Source organism: Dyadobacter endophyticus (assembly GCF_014641595.1).
GTDB classification, from domain to species: Bacteria; Bacteroidota; Bacteroidia; order Cytophagales; family Spirosomataceae; genus Dyadobacter; species Dyadobacter endophyticus.
The window spans coordinates 82,856-103,206 of record NZ_BMIA01000004.1 but is presented as its reverse complement, the minus strand read 5'-3'; the positions used below and the strand labels follow the sequence as shown (position 1 = coordinate 103,206).

The following is a 20,351-nucleotide window of genomic DNA, read 5'->3' as shown; positions in this document are numbered from 1 at the left end:
TTCATGGATTTCACTAAAATAAAAGGGTGCTGCCTTTCCGTCTTGTCGCTTCTGACAGCGGCCGCCACCCAGGCACAAACCGGCAATCCGCCCGCTGTCTGCTATGAGATATTCGTCCGCTCGTTTGCCGATTCAAACGGGGACGGTATCGGCGATATCAATGGGATCACCTCAAAACTGGATTATCTGAAAGAACTGGGTGTGGACGCCCTCTGGCTGACGCCACTCTGCAAATCGCCGACCTATCATAAATACGATGTGATGGATTACCGGCAGATCGATCCGGAGTTTGGTACAATGGATGATTTCAAAAGGCTGCTATCGGAGGCCCACAAGCGGAAGATCCGCATTATCAAGGACCTGGTGGTAAACCATACCAGCGATCGGCATCCGTGGTTCCAACAGGCCCGAAGCGGAAAACAGAATCCTTACCGCGACTACTATGTCTGGCTGGATCAAAAGACCATCGACTCCCTCGGCATTGCCACCCGCGAGAAATCGGGGGATTCCTGGGAGGTAAACCCCTGGCATGCATTAAAAGAAGGAGGCGCCGAAAAGTATTATGGCCTCTTTTGGAGCGGTATGCCGGATTTGAATTTCGACAACCCTAAAGTGCGTGAGGAAATCTATTCCGTAGCCGATTTCTGGCTCAAAGAAGTGGGTGTGGATGGGTTCAGGCTCGATGCGGCCAAACACATTTACCCCGACTGGGAGGCAGAGAAAAGCCATGCATTCTGGATCGAGTTCAGAGAAAAGATCCTGCGCATGAAACCGGATGCCTATCTGGTCGGAGAAGTATGGTCGACACCGGATAAAGTGGCACCGTATTTCAAGGGGTTGCCAGCCAATTTCAATGTCGACGCCGCCCTGGCAACGCATCAGATGCTCAAAACGGGGTTAGCAAGCGACCTGATCGGGCAATTGCAGCAGACCTATCAGGCCTATGAAGCAGTGAACCCTAACTTTATAGATGCGATTTTCAACAACAACCACGACCATGTCCGCATTGGAACTACCGTTGATGGTGATATCGACCGGATGAAGCTCGCCGCCAGTCTGCTCCTGACGCTTCCGGGCGAACCGTATTTGTATTATGGAGAAGAGATAGGTATGCTCGGCAACAAACCCGACGAACACATCCGCGAGCCTTTTTTATGGAGGAAACAGGCACAGGATCAGCAACGCACCCGCTGGATGAAACCATCCTACTCTACCGACGATAGCGTCCGCAACCTGGAAGCACAAATGCAGGACTCGACCTCCCTGTATCACCATTACAAAAGGCTTATCAGGCTCCGTCATGAACATCCGGCATTAGGGCAGGTGGCACCAGCCAACCTTCTTCACGCGGGCGTTGCCCAGGAGGGCGTTCTCGCCTTCGCCCGGCCGCATGCCAGCGGCGACGTGCTCGTGATCCACAATGTAAGCGGCACGGAAAAGACCGTCGAACTGCCCGCCGGGGCACGCAACAAAGGACTATTGTTTGCTTCTTCCGGCAAAACCAGCATTACTGCTTCGAAGTTGAAAATCCCTGCCTATTCATCGGTCGTTTTGCAGTAAATCGGGCGCTTTCCTAACCCTTATCAAAATGAACAAACGCGTTCTGCTCTTTTTATTTTTTCTGGCCTGGCCCACTCCCACCCGCGCGCAGCTTCGATGGCAGCTATCTACCGGCGGCGGCATTCACGGGGCGCCGGCCGTGACCGGGTCGGCTGTGTATTTCGGAAGCGACGACAAAAACCTGTATGCCGTAGACAAAAAGACAGGCAAGCAGATCTGGAAGTTTGCAACGGCGGGGCCGATCAGGTCGACGCCTGCTGTTACAGGGAACAAAATCATTGTTAACAGCGCAGATGGGAGCGTTTACGCTCTTGACAAACAAAAAGGCAAGCTGCAATGGGCCTTCAAAACCGGCGGTGAACTGACCTACGACCTTTGGGACTACTATTTATCTTCACCAGTCGTAAATGAAGGCATAGTATACCTGGGCAGCGGCGACAGCTCGGTGTATGCGATCGACAGCGAGTCGGGAAAAATGGTATGGCGTTTCCAGACTGGCGGTGTCGTACATGCCTCACCGGTGGTGCAAAACGGCAGGGTTTTCATCGGTAGTTATGACGGTCATTTTTATACACTGGATGCCAGGACCGGCAAGGTGGTTTGGAAATTCAAAACAATCGGCGACCCCTCGTTTCCAAAAGGTGAAATCCAACGGGCTGCTTACGTGGATCAGGAAAGAGTGATCTTTGGCAGCCGCGATTTCTTCATTTACACGCTCGATGCCGAAAGCGGCGAGGTAATCTGGAAAATGAAGGAAAAAGGCAGCTGGGTTATCGCCACTCCCTTGTCCGACCGGAAAAGTATTTTTGTCGGAACCTCGGACACGCATCAATTCTATTCGCTGGATGTGAAAACAGGCCAGGTAAACTGGGTATTACCATTAAATATGCGTGTTTATGCCACTGCGCTATTTGTCGGCAACTCGCTGGTTTTCGGATGTTTCAACGGGAAAATCTATTTTGTAGACCCCGGGACGGGGAAGGTCAACAGTACATTTCAGACCGAGCAAAGCAAACGGAATTATTCGCAGGTTTATGATGCGACCGACCATATCCGCAAGGACTTTGATATGTATGGGGACAACTATATCAACGCCGAGAAGCAAATACTTTCGCTGGGTTCCATTCTCTCAGGGCCAACACTAGATAATGGCACCCTTTATTTCGGCGACGCCGCTGGACACTTATATGCACTGAAAGCCGATCCTGCTGCGATAGACTAACAAACGCATTAATCTACTTAAATAATAGATCAAATGAGTTAGTTTTGCGAAAAAACTGACTCATTTGTTGCGTTTGGCCTTTCGAAGCATGAAAAAACGCTACCTGACTGCTATTCTTATTCAAATTTGTGTGGGAAAGGGCCTTTTCGCGCAGTCGGACTCGCTACGCCGTGAGCTGACCGTCGATTTTGAGATCAGGCCCCGAGCCGAATACCGCGACAATTTCATGTGGACTCCCGCTGATACCCTTATGCCGGAGGTTTACACCACCCAAAGGAACAGGCTTAGCATTACTTACCAATCCAACCGGCTCAGGCTGCATGCATCGCCGCAAGAAATCCACGTCTGGGGCGAATCCGGGCAGTTTTCCCGCGTCGGTAATGTCAACTTCTTCGAACTCTATGCCGAACCGAAAGTTACCCCCAATTTTTCTGTAAGGATTGGCAGGCAAGCACTTTCACTGGACAATGGCAGGATATTTTCCGCAGCGCCCTGGGGCCAGCAAAGCCGGGCACATGAGGGGGTCAGGTTCCTGTACAAAAAGAAATTCGAGACCGATCTGACAATCGCATTCACTAGGCCTTATGCGCAGCATTTTGATCCCGCCTACTCCCCTGTCGCCTCACATACCTACAAATACCTTTTTGTACACCACCTGAAATACAAGTTCGCGAATCAGGTTTTACTGACGACGATTAATACGATCGACGTATTTCGCAGGGCGAGTGGTAACAGACAATACTATGAGCGGATCACGAATGGCGGGCGGCTGGACTACACAAGCGGGTGGTTCTACGCGACTGTCAGCGCCTACTACCAGTACGGGCAAAATGCGGCGTCGAAGGCAATACGCGCCTACTACATTCAACCTGAAATCAGCGTGAACACCGGCAGGACATTATTCAGACTGGGAGCGGAAATCCTGAGTGGCAGTAACAGTTCGACAAGTAAGGAAGTATCCGCATCATTCTTACCGCTTTACGGAGTAGCCTGGAAATTCATGGGCAACATGAATCTTTTTACCAAATTCCCGGTGGATGTGAATGAACGAGGACTTGTCAATCCGTACTTGTTTATCCTCTATCAGGCAGGCAAAAAACTTTCTCTCCGAGGCGACTCTCACCTGTTCTACTCGCAATACCCGCTGCTCAGAGATGGCAGCGAAATCGGCGGGACCTATCTGGGATTTGAGAGCGATTTGTCCTTAAACTACAAGCCTGTCAAGACGCTGGAAATCATTTATGGGTTTTCTTTCGCAGTAGCCAATCAGCGCATGGAGTTGCTCAACAAGGTTCCCGATTCCGGCAAAATACCGGTATGGAGCTATCTGATGGTTTCTTTCACACCGCGTCTGCTTTCCCTTAAGTGGGTTGGGACGCGGTAATTGCGTGTTAATTCTGCCAGTAGGTTGCAAGCTTTATCCTGAAAGTTGTGCCTTCTCCCCGCCTGCTTTCAATACTAAGACCTGCCCGCAGCAGTTCGCATAAGCCTTTCACAATGGACAGGCCAATGCCTTCGCCTTTATGGGAAAACGCTGTTTGAGGGGAAGGAGTAAGGAGCATTTCCTGATGACAGCTGTCGTCCGCAGTCATGTTGACGTTTTCCATCGGGTGAAGCGACGAATCATCCGTCTGTGCAAAAAAATCGTTCTGAATGGCATTTGGCAGTCCAGGGCCGGAATCCTGTACACTAATGGTCCAACAATTGTCATTTCCCAAAGTCCATCCCACCGATACCCAGCCTGATTCGGTATGCTTCAAGGCATTCAGTACCAGATTTTGTACGATACGCTGAAGGTGAATGGGATCGCACTCGACCAGTAAGCTAGCCGGGCCTTCGCAATTTAATATAAGGCCGCGATCATTGGCCAGTGGCTGGTACCTCGACACCAGGTCCGTCAACATTTGGGCGGCATCGATGCATTTGATTTGCAGCACCTCCTGCCCTGCTTCGAGCCTGGCCAAATCCATCAGCTGCGTAACCAGTGTGCGGCAGTTCACCAGGTTGCGGCGCAATATCTCCAACAGTTCCTTGCGTTCCTGATCGGAGTTATTCACCATTTCTAAAAGCGAGGCTGCGCCCTGAAGTGCTGTGAAACTTCCCCTGAGATCATGGAAGGAGTTGCGCAACAAATCACTGCGCTGCTTCCCGATTTCATTTAATTCGGCTAGCGTTTTCTGCAATGCTTCCGCCCGGTTCAAAGCAGCCTGCCGTTGCAGATCGGCATACTGGGTGATACTGCCCGTGTTGATCTCGTTACTAAACTCTGCGAGGTGTTCATAGCTGAATGCCAGACTGGCATTCGTAGAGGGGTTGAGCTTCCAGAACGCCCTAAGCTCTCCAAGCAAAAGACGGTTCAGGTGGTGCATTTCGGCCGATAAATCGGAAAGGTCATATCCTTTCTGCCACCGATGAAGTCCATGTCCGGCTGTTAATAGCCTGAAATCCTCTCTGTCGGCTTCGCCATTCAAGCGCTGCCCCAGCACGTTAAGCATTGCAGGAACCTGGTTGATAAATTGTTCCCTGCTCAGGCTCTCGGCCCCTTTCAGCGAAAAATCATTCCCACAGGCTGTACGCCAGTTGTCGAGCAGGTCATGCTGTCTTTCCGCGAGGAATAGTGTAAGGTGCCCGACGGAAGATCCGTCAGAATCATTATAAGATATCATTGTGGAACCTGGTAAATTGCCTACGTCCGGCAGGAGCGGTTTGTCCGGAAGTTGTTTCCTAATTAGGCGACCAGGCGTTTAGTGCAAGTAGGGAGGTTAAACTAAATGACGGATTTCACTCATCGCGTCAGGCTTGGAAATTGTTGCTACTTCCAAAGTCAGCAATTATTATGCCAACAAAAACCATTGCACTATGCAAAAGACCGTAGCAGGAATTTCGTATGAAAGGTGGCATTCCATTTGTTACCTTTACAATACTCCAATTTTCCGGAGTTTGTGCATCTGAAAAGTCGTTAGATATCAGCCTTCATGGATCAAAAATCTACAATCCCCACACTATTCGAATGGGCCGGTGGAATGCCTGTTTTCGAAAGACTGACGGATTTGTTCTATCAAAAAGTACTGAAAGACCCGATCTTGGAACCGGTCTTCAAACATATGTCGCCCGAACATCAGCAGCATGTTGCGCATTTCATCGCGGAGGTTCTGGGTGGTCCCGAATGGTACAGTACTGCTGAGGGAAGCCATTTTAAAATGGTCCAAAAGCATTTGGCCAGGCACCTCACCGAGCAGCATCGTCAGCGTTGGGTTTCGCTGCTTTTGGAAACCGCAGATGAAATCAATCTGCCCGACGATCCGGAGTTCCGTTCCGCTTTCGTAGCCTACATCGAATGGGGCACGCGGATTGCTGTCATCAACTCTCACAGCGACGAGCTGCAAATGAACCCCGAAGAGCCAATGCCCAAATGGGGCTGGGGCGTTCCGGGAGGTCCTTTTCTGGGATGAAAGCAGGTGCCCGTATCACTGCTTTTAAAGCATACGTAAAGGTTGCCCAGCTTACTTTTTACACTATTGGTATCGGTAAATCCTGCTTGCTATTGACTGATGGCGGGCCTCACTTTCTTAAATTTTTCAATCATACGTTGCAGCCTGGGACGGGTGTACCGTTGCAATAAAACAGGGTAAACATTCAACAAGATGTTGAATACCAATAGCCAAATGGCGTTTCGCGCTGAATAGGCAAATAGAACGTAGCCATTGACTATCAAAACGATCACGGCGACAACTATATGCCCAACTTCGGCCACCCGGGTTCCTCGCTCATATGCTTGAAAGTCGGAAAGGCTTTTTTTAATGGGCGTCTGCTGTTGTCTGATCTTTTCCCATCCACTTTTGATTAAAATGGCCCGATACCACTCGATGCCCAGCATCCGGTACAACGCCCCTTGTTTTTCAAAAGGATAGGAGTTAAAGTATCGTGAGTGCAAAGTCGGCCTGAGCTGAGATTCAAGTATCGTGAACCAGAACATCAGGGCGAAGTTAAATCCTAAACTAAAGGCTCCGGAGGTAATATCCATATAAAGCAGCATTAAGCTTAAAGTTGCCGTCGCCAAACAGACTAGAAGCACTATTTTGACCCATTTAAGAAGCATGAGAGAAATATCTTTTCCTGTTATTTTTTGATTAATTGGTTCTAACCGTTTCCTGGGGTTGAATCTAAGCACTAAATGGGAAATGTTCTAGCCGCGCGATTGAAATAGAACCGCAAGCGTTTTATAACAATACATCAATAGCCGCCCTGAAAAACAAATTCGGTTTTTCAGGGCGGCTATTGATTGATAGGAATACTGCAAAAACTTACTGTTTAATTAATTTGATCGTAACGGTATTTTCCCTGTTTGCCATCCGAAGCAGATACAATCCGTTCGATTTGCCATTCATGCTAATCGTATGGTTCTCCTGATTTGACTTTATTTTCAAATCCTGCTGCATTAACCGGTTACCGTTGATATCGGTCAGCGTCATTTGAATCGATTGTCCACCGGCCCCGCGAATCTCGGCGACAGCCTGATCGCCAATAAAGGGGTTACCCTGGATAATCACTTCAAAAGCCTTCGACTCCTTATCCGGGCCTTCCGCGGACAGTCTTCCGCCGGTAGCATATGGCTCCGTTCCATAAATAAGCGTTCCCTGGTAATACACCCCAATGTGGGCGTTTTCCGCGAAGCTCCCCACTGGTTTGTAGGAATAATCATTGGTATGACTGAAAGCCGACCAGTCCGATTTAGCGATCCTATACTGGATATTGCCTGTACTGCTCGATGGATAAAAGCTACCAACGGCAGGATTCACACTTAATTCGAGATAGGTATCCGCACCGGTAACGGCCGGGGTCACCGTCACAAACTGCCCGCTGACATTCGCGGCACTAAGTTTCGCGTAATCTGTCCAATAGTTCAGGCTGGCGGCAGTTTCTCTCGTGAACCAGTAGCGGACTTTTACATCCCCGTAGTTGACAGGCATATTGCCTTCGTTATTGATTTTCAGATAGGTACTGATCGTGTTGGAATTCACATTTGAGCTCTTGTTTTCTGAATAAACTTTAAGCGCGACAACCGGCGCGACAAGGGTTGGCTCCGTGCCCCATACCAACAATCCATTCCGGTAAAGGGCCATGTGGTCATTCAAAACGTAAGCGGATGACGCCAGATAAGCATAATCGTCCGCTTCGTTCAGCGAACTGCCGTCGGTGTTCGCAAACCTCGATTTAATCTCTCCGGAATTCCCATTCGCTGCCAGCGTACCTGCCGATGCATCGAAACTGTATTCAATATAGGCATAGGCGCCGTTGCGCGGCTGGGCGAGCGCAACGTATTTCATTTTCACTTTGCCGCTGCCTAGTTGTGCATAATCGACCCACGTGTTGATACCGGCATAATTCTCGGCAGTGAACCAGTACCGGGCCGTAAGTTCGCCGTAAGCCACCGCAACGGAATCGTTATTGACAATTTTAAGATTAGGTTTGATCACATTGTTGGCAGGCTGACCGGAATCTGCATTCTGGTATTGTATTTTAAGTTGAAGAGGCGCGACCGTCAGCGTTTGATTTACAGAATACGCCGCATAATAATGGCCATTGCCGGCTTGAACGGCTATAATGGTGGTGGTTCCTGCTCCTGTTATATGCAGCTTTCCACCGACAACCGTGGCCACCGTCGTATCCGAACTGGTGTAGCTCACGGGCAATGTCGAAGAGGCCGTCGCGGCCGGGACGAAATCGGTATCTCCGATGACCTTTTTAGCCAAAGCATTGAAGGAAATTGTTTGATTTCGTTTGATCACCAGCACCAACGTGTCGGTAACTTCCCCCCAGGTGTTACCGGCTTCCAAAATGACGGGAAACGTGCCTGTAACGGTAGATGTACCCGAGATGATACCGGTGCAGGTGTTCAGGCTTAAACCTTCGGGCAGGCCCGTAGCGCTGAAATGATCTGGCCGGTTGGTCGCTTCGATGGTGTAACCGAATGCTGTGCCAAATACGAGGTCCCGGGTAGCCGTGGAGCTTGTAATGACCGGAGCGTTGGCTTTCAATCCCCAAAACTCGACTTCCGCGACATTGCCAAACCCATTGCCCGGCGACAGGTACCGGACGTAACGATATGGTGTGGCATTTGAAATGATCTGTTCCGTCAATATCCCGACCGCCGGTTGAGCAGTGACCGTGAACAACGTTACCGCATTGCTGAAATCCGAAGTATTGGCCCCTTGAAAAACGCCGCCCACCATTCGTACAGGGAAATTGGCCCGTGGCGCGTAACGCACACGTGTAATCACGCTAATCCCGCCGGAACCAAGGTCGTATCCAACCCACCCGCTACCCTGCGGAGCATCGAAGTAGGTGTCCAGGTTGCCATCCACCGCGGCAGCTTTGGTGGTGGCAGCTACATTGCCAAACGAGCCTTCGGTACCTACGAGTGTACCGCCGGTTAACTTCCCTCCCAATGAAAGGCCGGAGGGAGACGTGTCGGGCCCTTCTCCTACATTATTAATGGCTGATACCTTATAGAAATAGGTATTACAATTGGTAGCGGCCGTGTCGACATAAGTCAACGTATTTACATTGGCAATCACTGTATAAGGTCCGCTAAGGGCAACGGCCCGCTTCACATTGTAACCGCTTGCGCCCACAGGAGCCGTCCAGTTTAACGTCACGCGGTTGTTTCCCGCCGTAACCGACAACGGTGCTGGTGCTGCCGGAGGTGTCGAAAGGATCATGATATTCGATATTTCCGAAGCGCTTAATGCACGGCTGTAAATCTGAAATTCATCTATTTTACCTGCTAAAAGCGGATCCGGAAATTGCGATTTGCCGATCCAGTTCTGGGTCGCATTCCCCAAACTGGAAGGTTTGAGGGTCAGATTGACGTTTCGTCCAACCTCAACACCATTTACATACAAAACCCCCACTGTACCCGACTGCGTCATAGCTATGTGCGTCCACGCGCCGGTGGCGATCACCGAGCTGGTGGTTATTTGCTGTTCGCCGGAACCCGTGGTGATTGCATAACGCAATGTCCCGTTAGCTCCGTTTTTGGCCGTCAGAAACATGTAATTTGTCGTCCCCGATCCAAAATCAAAAATACGCGCCCAGTTCGGGGAAGCGTCCAGTTTCACCCAGGTTGCAACACTGAAATCGTTCAATGAATTAACCAGGCCCGCCGGTAGCGTAACAAACCCATTGGCAGTACCATCCAGACTGACGGCATTGTTGACCACACCCGGCACCAAAGTCGCGCCGGAAGCAAGCGTTCCGTTTCTCCCACTCCATGAATCGACCGCCGTAGTACCTCCGGTTTCATCGAATTTATAATAATTAGCCTTGCCAGGCACCGCACTCGTCTGTGCTGAATTGGCCGACTCCCCTATCGCATTTACTGCCGAAACAACATAATAATAGGTCGTGGAGGTTGTCAAGGGGGTATCCATGTAGCTGGTCGTGGAAGGACTGGCAATGGTCGTATATGGGCCTCCGCTCACTGTGGCTCTTTTTACATGGTAGGAAACCGCGCTTAAACTGGCTGTCCACGACAGGTTAATCTGGCTGGCAGACGCAGAACTAGCCGTCACGCCCACGGGAACGGGGGCCAGCGCAAGTACCGGTGTGGCATTTACCTCCGAAGAGTTGGGACTTTCACCTGCAAAGTTCGTGGCCAAAACGACATAATAGTAGCTGGTACCGTTTGAAAGCCCGGTGTCGATATAATTCAGTGCGGCAAGACCTGTCGCAACCGTGGTGTAAGGCCCGCCGCTGACCGTTGCGCGTTTTAACGTATAGCTTGCGGCGCCGGTTACCGCATTCCAGTTTAACGTAACTTGCGTATTACCCGGCTGGGCAGTCAGGCCTGTCGGGCCCGGAAGCACCGTGCTGTCCCCGCCTGCCAGGGTCACGTTATCAAAAGTAGAATTGGCCAACGCGCCCGTCGCACTGCCTGAACATGAAGCAAATCCCACGTAATAGGTATTGCCCATTGCCACCGTGCTGGTCGCGATGGTAAACCAGGTTTCACCATCTGAAGACTGATAGGCCGTGAAAGTATTGCCCGTCCGCTGTATCCTGAACCAGGCAGGGATCCACGTATAATCATTCGCACCTACCCAGCTCATATTTCCCCCCGCAGCGGCCCGTGTTCCCACACCCGCCTGCCGCCAGCCTGCATCGCCCAGCTTCATCACGACCGCCTTCGCGTCCGGAGCCAGTGATTCGCGAAACATAATGCCCGTTTTACTTAAAGTTCCGCCTACCGCCGATAGCCGGGCCGTCATGGTGAAATCGCCGGTAACTATTCCATAAGTGTAGCCAAACGAATCGGAAGTGCCGCCTATGCCAGTCCCCGAACCATTGACGATAAACGTGCTTCCGGAAACATTGGCATAACTGGCACTGCCCGCCGCACTTACCGTCCCGATATCTTGCCTCGCCCAACCGGCCGGCAAACCCGCTGCGGCCATGGGAGTGGCCGTAGTTTGAGCCGAAACACCACTGGTGCCCGACTGGTTATTGGCAGATATTACGTAATAATAGGTTGTACCATTGACCACCGTGCCGTCCGTATATTCCGGATAGGTGTTCTCTTTCCAGGAGGCAATGGAGGTGTAGGGTCCTCCGCTCGTGGTAGAACGCAGTATGTTGTATCCCTGGGTAGTGGCCTCATTTGCGGGTGTCCATTTCAGGAATACCCGGCCCACACCAGCCGTTGCACTCAGCCCTGCGGGCACAGGAGGAGCCGGCGAAGGCGGGTAAGGCGAAGCGGCTGCGGTCCGCGTGAATGCCAAAGTGCCGTAACCAAAATGGTCGGCACTCCCGTGTTCAGGCCTTACCAATTGGGCCATTGACTTTACATTGGGAGCGCTTAACCCTTTGCGTACCACATAATGGTTGTAGATCATTTCCCAAACGGGACGATCATCCAGCCGGCCCATTCCATTAATCGAAACCCAAAGCTGGTTTGCATTCTGGCAATTATTGTAGGCGGTATAAGGGACCGGCAACGACAAATTGGTTCGCGCCACATATTCTGCCCCAGCCAACAAACGGCTGTTGTCATAGCCGTACAAGTCGAGCCCCTGGTTCCAGGCGATCTCACATACAGACGCCAGCATTCCTACCGCAAGCTGTGCATGTTCCTGGTCCCGTCCGCTTTCCTGCCACTGCCCGAGATTGCCCGCGTGTACATAGGGAATCGTATTCATGATGCTTCCCATTCCTGCGCCGTTTTTAAAATAATCCACGGCCTCGTCGTATTTGGCCTGATCATCGCAGAGCACCCCCATCGCCAGAATGGCGCCTATGTTACTGATGTCCCAGTTGGACCAGTAGTTGCTGATACAGGACCCATTGTGGTTTACAAGAAAATTATGGGCTACCGGATAAAAATAGGTGAGCATCATATTTTTAAAGCGCGAAAAATCCGTCGGGGCCCATCCGGGATAAATGCGCAGCAATTCGGCCGCCATTCCAAAATCAAAAATAGGGATACCACTCAAACCGGGAATATCCGTACCGGTGGGAACCTGGTTCACCGCCGAAGACCATGCATTACAGATCCGTACCGCACATTCGGCATAGGTGGTGTCGCCGGAAATGTACCAGCGAAGCGCATTAAGGTAGGCGGCATGCGCGTCGGCATCGGCCCGCTGGCGGCTGGAACCCATATTTGCCCTTGCGGCGGGCGCATAGGTGTTCTGTGCCTGCGGATCTGTAATGAGTTTATTCCAACTGTCGATCCAGGGATGTTCACCGGCAGCCACCTTCGTTTTCATCCGGTCGAGATCTGCCTGCGTGTGTAAACCACCGGGGTGTGTAAACGTCTGGGCCTGCGCTGTCGATCGCGCCCCGCCCAACAACCAGAAGCACATCCAAATGAAGGTAAGTAGTGTTCTTGCATGAGGTAATTTTACAATGCTCATAGTCATACATTTAGATAGTAAAATTTAACATATTACGCTCATCTCAGTTATCGAAGGAGGTGTTGAAATGGTGATCGGTGTGACGGGATTGGCGATGGAATATCCGCCAACCCCGTCAGGAAGGTATCCTTGGTACTATAATTTTCGAAGCGAGGGAAGCGGTTATTACCAGCCGGGATTTTGAACCAGATTAGGGTTCAGCTGTAACTGGTTTGTAGGCAGCGGGATCAGGTAATTTTTCTCGGTGAATTTACGCTCATTAACCGGATCGGCGATCACGTCGCCTTCGGCCGTCAACGCCGGGGGGTTGGTCGTGTATTTGGTGGCGTATTCGGTACCAGCCCAACGAACGCCAAGGACAGGCTTGGCCAATTCGGTGTGCGCAATATACCAACGCTTCAGATCGTCCATCCGAAGGCCGTCCCCCTGCAATTCCACAGCTCGCTCGCGGCGTATTTCTTCCTGCATTTTCAATCCGTTGGCGGTAGCAAAGGCATTGCTGAGCTTCGGCATGGTGCTGTTTACGCGGCTGCGGACCAGGTTAAGGGACTTATCCAGATCCTCATCACTGATGGATCCGGTCCTTTCGTACACGGCTTCTGCATAATTGAGATACACCTCTGCCAAACGGATGACCGGGTAGTCGTATCCTTCCTGCGAGTTAGGGACTTGCCTTTCTGCCGCCCATTGCTGGTTGCTGTAACCCGTTATATCATTGCTCCATGGATCGTGGGGCAGGCGTGCATTCTTTAAATCGGTGGCACTCCAGTCCCAGTTGATATGCCAGTTCGTGGCATTTTGCCAGTACCGGTAACCGGGCACCATCATAAAGTAGCGCATCCGGTTGTCGCGGTTGGCAAATTCGGATTTCAGCGTGGCGCGACTGAACGGCAGCTTCGTTTTACCGATCGGCAAACCGTCAGCGGACAGGTACATATCTGCCATAACGCGGCTCATATCTGCCCCCAATGCTCCGAAAGAAATCTGGTTAGGGATCGTTTTGAGCAGGTTGTTCGACTCATAACGAACCGCCAGAATGTACTCCTGGTTGGCAGACTTGGTGATATTGGCAGGATTAGATTTCTGGTTTTCAAGAATAAACAAGTATTTCAGTGCTGAATCGCCCAAAGCTTGTGGCTTGAACAGCGAGTAAGCATTGCTGGTAATCACCGCATTACTATTGCTGATCGATTTATCCAGCAATGCATTGGCTCTTGTGGCATTTTGGTTCCTGAACTTCAACCACGTGCCTTCGTATAAGCACACCCTTCCCAAGAAGGCCTGTGCCGCACCTTTGCTCACACGCCCTTTATCGACGGCCGTAATATCGCTTTCCAAAGGCAGGTCCGCAATCGCTTCTTCCAGGTCCTGGATAATGAAATCGATGGTTTCGTCGCGGGTGCTGCGTGCGGCCTTCAACTCGGGAGATTCCGTGGTAAGCACATTTTTGATCAGGATTACGCCTCCGTAGGAAGTAAGCAGTTTGTCAAAATAAACATATGCACGAAAGAATTTCGCCTCAGCCACATAGGTCTTGATCTGATCCGGGCTTTTGAAGTCTTTTGCTTTTTCCAACATGTAATTGATGTTGTGTATCCATTTGTAGGCATCGTTATAGTTGCCGTCATTGGAAACGATCGTATTGGTGCCTCTTGCAAAAGAGCCCCGGTCGGCGCCCAGATCGGACCCGCTGTGCCCATCCCCGTTACCGTTGTTAAAGGAGCGCAAGTAGTCATAGAATTTGTTAGTCGCCAGTTTAAACTCCGTAGCCTCCTGCCAGAAGGAAACGTCCGACACACGGTCGAGCGGTTGCAGGTCCAGGGCATCCTTGCAGCCCGAGGGTACTACAATGCATGCAGCCGTCACCAATGCAATGATCAGGTGGTTATATAGTTGCTTTTTCATATTTCAGTTTCTCGGATTAGAATGTAACGTTTACACCAAAAGTCAACAGCCGGTAGAATGGGTAGCGTTGCGCCCCGCCGTCGACTCTGTCGGTCTGTTCCGGGTCCCACTTATCCTTTACCTTGGTCAGCTCCCAGAGGTCGCTACCTGAAAAATACACCCGCAGTTTTTCAATTTTCGCCCGTCTGGTCAGTGGCTGGGGAAGCGTGTAGCCGAGCACGATATTCTTTAATCTCACATAAGCCCCGTTTTGCATGGACCAGTTTGAGATCTGATAATTGTAGCTGGCATAGTTCCCGAATCCCTTGTTGGTGGCCGTGGTCAGGATTGGTAATTCAGCGTTTGTGTTTTCGGGCGTCCAGGTTTTGCCCACCCACCAGTCGGCATGGCCTTGCCAGATCGTACCGAAGGGTGTACTCCAGTCGGAGCGACGGTAGATCTTTCGTTGTCCTACCCCTTGAAAGACCGCAGAGAAATCAAAGCCCTTCCATTCGGCACCCATATTGAAGGCAAAAACATAGCGGGGGTCGCTCCTGCCGAGATAAACTACGTCGCCATCCGCGACTGGTTTGCCGCTCGCGTCTTTTTTCCCGAGCAGGTACTGGTTGGCCCCGGCGTTGGTCAGCTTGCCGTCGCCGTTGATATCCTGGTACATATTGATTCCCCTGATCATCTGCGTAGCTCCCGGCATGTTCGTAATACTGCTTCCCGGCACGAGCCCTGCATAAGCCGCTGCTTCATCATCCGTTTGAATACGGCCAGCATATTTCAATCCGAAGTAAGAATCCAGCGCATATCCTTCGATTTTGTTTTTACCGGCAGCAACGATATTATTTCCGCCGTAATTCACGAGTTTGTTGCTATTGTCGGTAAGGGTACCGTTGATGTGGTAGGAAACGCTTCCGATCTTATCGCGCCAGCCCAGGGACATTTCCCATCCCCACACTTTCAGCTGGCCAATGTTGGCTGTCGGGGCTACGGCACCCAGCACAGCGGCGTAGGTTTGGGGCAGCAGCATATTCTTGTTCTTTTTCCAGAAATAATCGAAACTACCGGTCAGCCTGTGGTTGAGCAATGCAAAGTCGACACCGATATTGGAGTTGCGGATGGTTTCCCAGGTCCGGTTCAGGCTTACGAGGGTGTCCGAGGGCGCGGCGGTAACCGAGCGTGAGGTATAGCCTCCCAGGATAGCTCCTGCGTTGCTGAGGTTCGTCAGCTGGATATAGTCATAAAGCCCGATCCCGGTTTGGTTTCCCACGGTACCAATGGACCCGCGCAGTTTCAGTTCATCCAAAAGCTTGATATCCTTCATGAAATTTTCCTGGGTGATCCGCCATCCAGCCGAAACTCCCGAGTAGAATTTCCACCGGTTGGCTGCGTCGAATTTGGAAGAGCCATCATAGCGGGCATTCGCTTCGAACAGGTATTTATCCTTAAAAGAGTAATTGAAACGGCCGAATGCGGATGCGATCGCCCAGTGGTTACCCACTTCGACGTTAGAGCGGGTGGTGTTGTCGCCCAGGCTCAGGCCAAGCGCAGGCACATCGTTGCTTGCCAGGTATCCTGTGCGGCTGGAAAAATAGTTGAATTCATCCCGTTCATAATTACCTCCTGCCAACACGCTGATATTATGGCTGTTGTTCAACACCTTCTTGTATTCCAGAAAAGCATTGGTATTGAAATAGGCATCCTTTCTCAGCGAGCGCTCGTACCAGGATTGCGCCTGTGAAGGATTGGCCTGATACTGGTAGCTTTCCGTATAGTTATAGATCTCCGAAATGTATTTGTACTGGTTCTTGCCCTCCGTCGCTGCCCAGTTGTACCCGGCCTGCGCAACGAGGTTCAGATCTTTGGCGACATTGAATTCCAGTTTCGTATTCACAAACACCCGGTTGTTCAGGGTCTTATTCTCTCCGCCCAATTCGAGCAGCCAGTTCCGGGCGGGCTGCGTGCCCCATGCGTACGGCTTGCCATTGACGGTCGCTACCGGGAATCCGGGCTGCGAACCGAAGTTGATTTCCCCCTGACGACTTGGTACGATCACGTCGTTTTTTTCGAGCGAGATATTGGTTTCCAGTTTAAAACGCGGAGAAAAAGTGTAATCGAAAGCCAGACGGGTATTGTAGCGTTTGCTGGAATTTTCGCCCCATTTGAGCATACTGCCGTCATTGAGATAACCAAAAGACAACCGGTAGCCCAGGTTTTCATTGCGGGCAGCCAGGCTCAGGTCATGCTGGTTGGAGACAGCCCGGCCGTTTCCCCACAAAAGATCGATCGGATTGGTATCGAAGAACGTATAATCTTTAACATCCGTAAATCCGATCGTTTCACCGCCCGCAATATATTCGGGGGTATTTTTATCGATGTACCCGCTGGCAGGTCTGTTGATCCACGCCCTGGCGTACTTGGTCCAAATCCAGTTTTCGTCCGGCACTCCGCCTGTGGAGGCATTGGAGATAGCTTCCAGCAAATATTTACCATATTGGTCCCCATTCAGAAAGGAAGGCCGTAAACCCATCCTTTTTTGCGATACCGAGCCATTGTACTGGATGGTCGCTTTCCCTGACTTAGCCCTTTTGGTAGTGACCAACACTACACCTCCTGCCGCACGCGCGCCATAAATCGCCGCCGAGGCGTCTTTCAAAAAGGAGATATTGTCTATATCCTGTGGATTAATGGAGTTCAATGCGCTTGAATTGACGAGGGGAATGCCATCTACAATAATCAAAGGTTCGGAGCCATTGGAAGAAGCGGCGCCCCTGATCTGGAAATTCCAGCCCTCCTGCCCCGGCGCTGCCGAGCTGCGGGTCACAATCACACCCGGTACCTGTCCTTGCAAGGCAGCCAACGGATTCGAAACGACGCCGCGATCCTGAAAAACTTTCGAATCGATTGAAGAAACGGCGCCGGTCAATGTTTCCTTCTTTTGCTCACCATACCCAACCACTACCACCTCTTCCAGTGCCTTATTGTCGACCAGCAGCGTTACATCGATTTTCGACCGGCCGTCTACCTGTATTTGCTGCGATGCGAACCCCACGAATGAGAATACCAAAACAGCATTATCCATGGGCACAACCAGCGAGTAATGGCCGTTGGCATCCGTAGAAGTACCGGTAGTGGTTCCCTTTATCGTGATATTGACACCCGGTAATTTCTCCCCGTTTTCGGCCTGGACCTGCCCCGAAACCGACCTTTCGGAAACCGTGGCCCGGTATTCGGACGATTGGGAAGCATCCATTTCATGCGACCCCGTTTTTAACGGTGCGGGATCAGGTTCTTTACTTAAAATGATAAAATCATCGGCAACGGAATACCATATACGTAGCGGTACAAGCAGCCTTTCCAGCACTTCCTCCAATCTTCCGTTTTTGACCGAGATACTCACCTTTCGGTTACTCACCACACCGACCACATAGGAGAAACGGACCTTTGTGGATTTCGATATCTTGTTCAGGACGACTTTAAGCTCCATGTTTTCTGCCTCAATACTCACCTTTCGGTTAAGCATTTCCTGCGCAAGGCCAGTTCTTGCGTGGCTCATCCCTGCCAGCAACAGTATCAACACGAACGGGACGCTGATTTTCATAATTAAATAGGCACAGTGATGCCACCAAATTCTTTTTTTCATAATTTGACACGGGTTTTTGAAACTTTTAGATAAAACCTTCCCCTGACTCTTTCCTGAGAGCTTCGTTGAACGCGAGAAAATGGGGAGTTAAACATAGTCGGTGATGCTGGACACATCGCCGGCTTTTTTTAAGTAGTTTTTATTTGCATATCCAATTGATTTAGTTGAACAAGGTCTTAGTTGCAGCCTGCTCCTGAAATCACCACTTCGTTACCCGAGACGACATATTTGGCCTGTATAGTCCGGCAAATGATGTCGAGTTTGGTAAAAAAAGGCTCTTCCCTGAATGGAATAGTAATATTGCAGTTGCCGAAAGTCTCTGCGTCGTAAATAATCCTGATCCCGTACGCTTTTTCCAGCGATTCGAATATTTTGGAGACGGGCAATTCTACGTAGTCGAAGCTAAGTGTTTCCTCCTGGCCCTGCAGAACGACCGGATTTTCCACCAGTTTTTTAGAAATCAAGTTCTTTTCACTGATATACTCCGCCTTCTGGTTTGGTACCAGCAAAAGGCCTTCTTTTTGATCATTTTCAGATTCCTGCATCCTGTACACGGCAACCTTGCCCGATTTCACAGCCACGGAAACATCGGCGCCGCGGGAGGAAATCTTAAAACTCGTACCCACCACACGCGTTACGAGTCCGCCGGTGTAAACCAGAAAGGGGTGTTTTTTATCCTTCGCTACCGAAAAGAAAGCGTCTCCCTTCAAATAGACATCCCGGGTGGAGTCACCCAGCAAGTGTTTCGAATAACTGATCCGGCTGCCTTTCGAGAGTGTTATCTTACTACCGTCGGGAAGCGCGACCTCATGGTCGGCATTGCGGTCGTTTGCAATTTCAACCAGCTCTGATCCGGATCCTGCCGTAAGTTTCTCGTAAGTGTAATCCTTTGTGCTGCTATTTTTCCTTGTCAGCAGCCATGCCAACCCAACGGTGAGCAACAAAACGGCAGCGATTTTATACCAAATACCAAATGCAGCATAAAAAGGTGTGCTGATTTCGTCCCGTACATCGACGCTCGTCATGATCCGCTGGATGTTATCCGAAAGCTTTTGATCCGAAAGTTGCGACGGCAGGTGTTTCCATTCCAGGATCAGCAGCCTGGCTTGTTCCATTTCGGCCCTGGCGGCGGGATCCGAGTTCATCAGCATTTCCCAGCGCGTTCCCTGAATGGGTTCCCCCGAATGCACCCATTCCACAAACTGGTCATCCGCGAGAAAAAAATCAATATTGTAATGATTATATTTATCCATATCTAAGCACAATTAGGAATTGCTTGTACTCATATGGTAAACGTTGTGTTATTATCTCATCAAAAAATATGAATTATTTTACGACAAAATCACAGAATTAAAGTAACTAGCTGATATTAAAAAACTTACAAATCAACAATAAAAACAGTAAAGCATTGAAACAGGTCTTCCAGTAGCTGCGGAAAAGTTTGAGCGAGAGGGACAGCAGATTATATACCGCAGGCTCCGAAATGTTTAGCACCTCGGCTATCTGGGAATTAGACAGGTTCTCAAAAAAACGCAGGTGCAGAATTTCCTGCTGGCGTTTCGTGAGCTTTAACATGACAAAGTCGATCCTGGAAAGTTGCTGCTCGGTCACTTCCACGCGGATAATCCGGGTTTCCGCATCGTCGGTTTCCTCAAAAGGGCTGTCATCCTCCTCGTCCGGAAGCTCTTGGGTCAACGACAGTCTTTTCTTCGCCCGCCATATCTGGTTCCGCAATGCGCTGAACAGATAGAGTTTCAAATTGGTGGTCGGCGTCAGGAATGCGCGGCGGTCCCACAGGCTTAAAAACAGGTCGTGAATGTCGTCACTCAGCTGGTCGTGATCCCTTTGAAACCTAAAACCATAATCGAACATAGGACGATAAAAAATACGCAAGATCTCTTCAAAGGCATCCTTGCTGCCGCCTTGAAAAGCTTTCCACAATTCTTTCTCCTGCTCAGACATCCTGTTGAAATATCCTTTAAAATTATCATCGCTGCAATCCGGGAAAGGCTCCTGGCCTGCTAAATTCAGGTGCATACCTGTCCCTAAGGCAAGAGCCTGGCCTGTGTCGTTGTGTCTCGGTTGGTTTTAGGAATAATTTTGTAAATATCAGAATTAT

The 20,351-nt window shown here is 50.4% G+C and carries 11 protein-coding genes; 4 read left to right on the top strand and 7 right to left on the bottom strand.

The window, feature by feature from the left end; translation table 11 throughout:
* Positions 1 to 3 precede the first annotated feature (3 nt).
* The 3 genes from IEY24_RS25125 (at position 4) to IEY24_RS25115 (ending at position 4,166) form a co-directional block, all read left to right on the top strand.
* Complete coding sequence (locus IEY24_RS25125; protein WP_188937576.1) at positions 4 to 1,560, top strand: alpha-amylase family glycosyl hydrolase; 1,557 nt, start codon at positions 4 to 6, stop codon at positions 1,558 to 1,560.
* Positions 1,561 to 1,588: 28 nt separating this feature from the next.
* Positions 1,589 to 2,782, top strand: coding sequence for an outer membrane protein assembly factor BamB family protein (locus IEY24_RS25120; RefSeq protein WP_188937574.1), 1,194 nt, complete (start codon positions 1,589 to 1,591; stop codon positions 2,780 to 2,782).
* Positions 2,783 to 2,870: 88 nt separating this feature from the next.
* The gene (locus tag IEY24_RS25115) at positions 2,871 to 4,166 is read left to right on the top strand and encodes an alginate export family protein (protein WP_229223117.1); all 1,296 of its coding nucleotides are present in this window, start codon (positions 2,871 to 2,873) and stop codon (positions 4,164 to 4,166) included.
* Between the two features lie 7 nt (positions 4,167 to 4,173).
* Here the strand turns inward: IEY24_RS25115 and IEY24_RS25110 are convergent, their stop codons facing one another.
* Positions 4,174 to 5,448 (bottom strand): sensor histidine kinase, encoded by a 1,275-nt coding sequence (locus IEY24_RS25110; RefSeq protein WP_188937571.1) that lies wholly within the window; start codon positions 5,446 to 5,448, stop codon positions 4,174 to 4,176.
* 309 nt (positions 5,449 to 5,757) lie between these two features.
* Here IEY24_RS25110 and IEY24_RS25105 point away from each other — a divergent pair, with 309 nt between their 5' ends.
* Positions 5,758 to 6,234: a group II truncated hemoglobin gene (locus IEY24_RS25105; RefSeq protein ID WP_188937567.1), complete on the top strand. Its 477-nt coding sequence runs from the start codon at positions 5,758 to 5,760 to the stop codon at positions 6,232 to 6,234.
* A gap of 89 nt (positions 6,235 to 6,323) precedes the next feature.
* Here IEY24_RS25105 and IEY24_RS25100 read toward each other — a convergent pair whose 3' ends face one another.
* The 6 genes from IEY24_RS25100 to IEY24_RS25075 form a co-directional block, all read right to left on the bottom strand.
* Positions 6,324 to 6,806 carry a glycosyl-4,4'-diaponeurosporenoate acyltransferase CrtO family protein gene (locus IEY24_RS25100; protein ID WP_188937564.1) on the bottom strand — a complete coding sequence of 161 codons (483 nt, stop codon included), beginning with the start codon at positions 6,804 to 6,806 and terminating at the stop codon, positions 6,324 to 6,326.
* A 280-nt stretch (positions 6,807 to 7,086) separates the two neighbouring features.
* Positions 7,087 to 12,696, bottom strand: coding sequence for a cellulose binding domain-containing protein (locus tag IEY24_RS25095; protein ID WP_188937562.1), 5,610 nt, complete (start codon positions 12,694 to 12,696; stop codon positions 7,087 to 7,089).
* 165 nt (positions 12,697 to 12,861) lie between these two features.
* Positions 12,862 to 14,601 (bottom strand): RagB/SusD family nutrient uptake outer membrane protein, encoded by a 1,740-nt coding sequence (locus IEY24_RS25090; protein ID WP_188937561.1) that lies wholly within the window; start codon positions 14,599 to 14,601, stop codon positions 12,862 to 12,864.
* A gap of 16 nt (positions 14,602 to 14,617) precedes the next feature.
* Positions 14,618 to 18,190, bottom strand: a complete 3,573-nt coding sequence (locus tag IEY24_RS25085) for a SusC/RagA family TonB-linked outer membrane protein (RefSeq protein WP_188937560.1) — start codon at positions 18,188 to 18,190, stop codon at positions 14,618 to 14,620.
* A gap of 218 nt (positions 18,191 to 18,408) precedes the next feature.
* The gene (locus tag IEY24_RS25080) at positions 18,409 to 19,485 is read right to left on the bottom strand and encodes a FecR family protein (RefSeq protein WP_188937558.1); all 1,077 of its coding nucleotides are present in this window, start codon (positions 19,483 to 19,485) and stop codon (positions 18,409 to 18,411) included.
* A 106-nt stretch (positions 19,486 to 19,591) separates the two neighbouring features.
* Entirely contained in the window at positions 19,592 to 20,269 is a 678-nt protein-coding gene (locus tag IEY24_RS25075; RefSeq protein WP_188937556.1) for an RNA polymerase sigma factor, read from the bottom strand.
* Positions 20,270 to 20,351: the final 82 nt, after the last annotated feature.

Coding starts and splice junctions, on each gene's coding strand:
- IEY24_RS25125 (WP_188937576.1), top strand. CDS start 4: ATGGATTTCACTAAAATAAAAGGGTGCTGCCTTTCCGTCTTGTCGCTT.
- IEY24_RS25120 (WP_188937574.1), top strand. CDS start 1,589: ATGAACAAACGCGTTCTGCTCTTTTTATTTTTTCTGGCCTGGCCCACT.
- IEY24_RS25115 (WP_229223117.1), top strand. CDS start 2,871: ATGAAAAAACGCTACCTGACTGCTATTCTTATTCAAATTTGTGTGGGA.
- IEY24_RS25110 (WP_188937571.1), bottom strand. CDS start 5,448: ATGATATCTTATAATGATTCTGACGGATCTTCCGTCGGGCACCTTACA.
- IEY24_RS25105 (WP_188937567.1), top strand. CDS start 5,758: ATGGATCAAAAATCTACAATCCCCACACTATTCGAATGGGCCGGTGGA.
- IEY24_RS25100 (WP_188937564.1), bottom strand. CDS start 6,806: ATGGATATTACCTCCGGAGCCTTTAGTTTAGGATTTAACTTCGCCCTG.
- IEY24_RS25095 (WP_188937562.1), bottom strand. CDS start 12,696: ATGAGCATTGTAAAATTACCTCATGCAAGAACACTACTTACCTTCATT.
- IEY24_RS25090 (WP_188937561.1), bottom strand. CDS start 14,601: ATGAAAAAGCAACTATATAACCACCTGATCATTGCATTGGTGACGGCT.
- IEY24_RS25085 (WP_188937560.1), bottom strand. CDS start 18,190: ATGAAAATCAGCGTCCCGTTCGTGTTGATACTGTTGCTGGCAGGGATG.
- IEY24_RS25080 (WP_188937558.1), bottom strand. CDS start 19,485: ATGGATAAATATAATCATTACAATATTGATTTTTTTCTCGCGGATGAC.
- IEY24_RS25075 (WP_188937556.1), bottom strand. CDS start 20,269: ATGCACCTGAATTTAGCAGGCCAGGAGCCTTTCCCGGATTGCAGCGAT.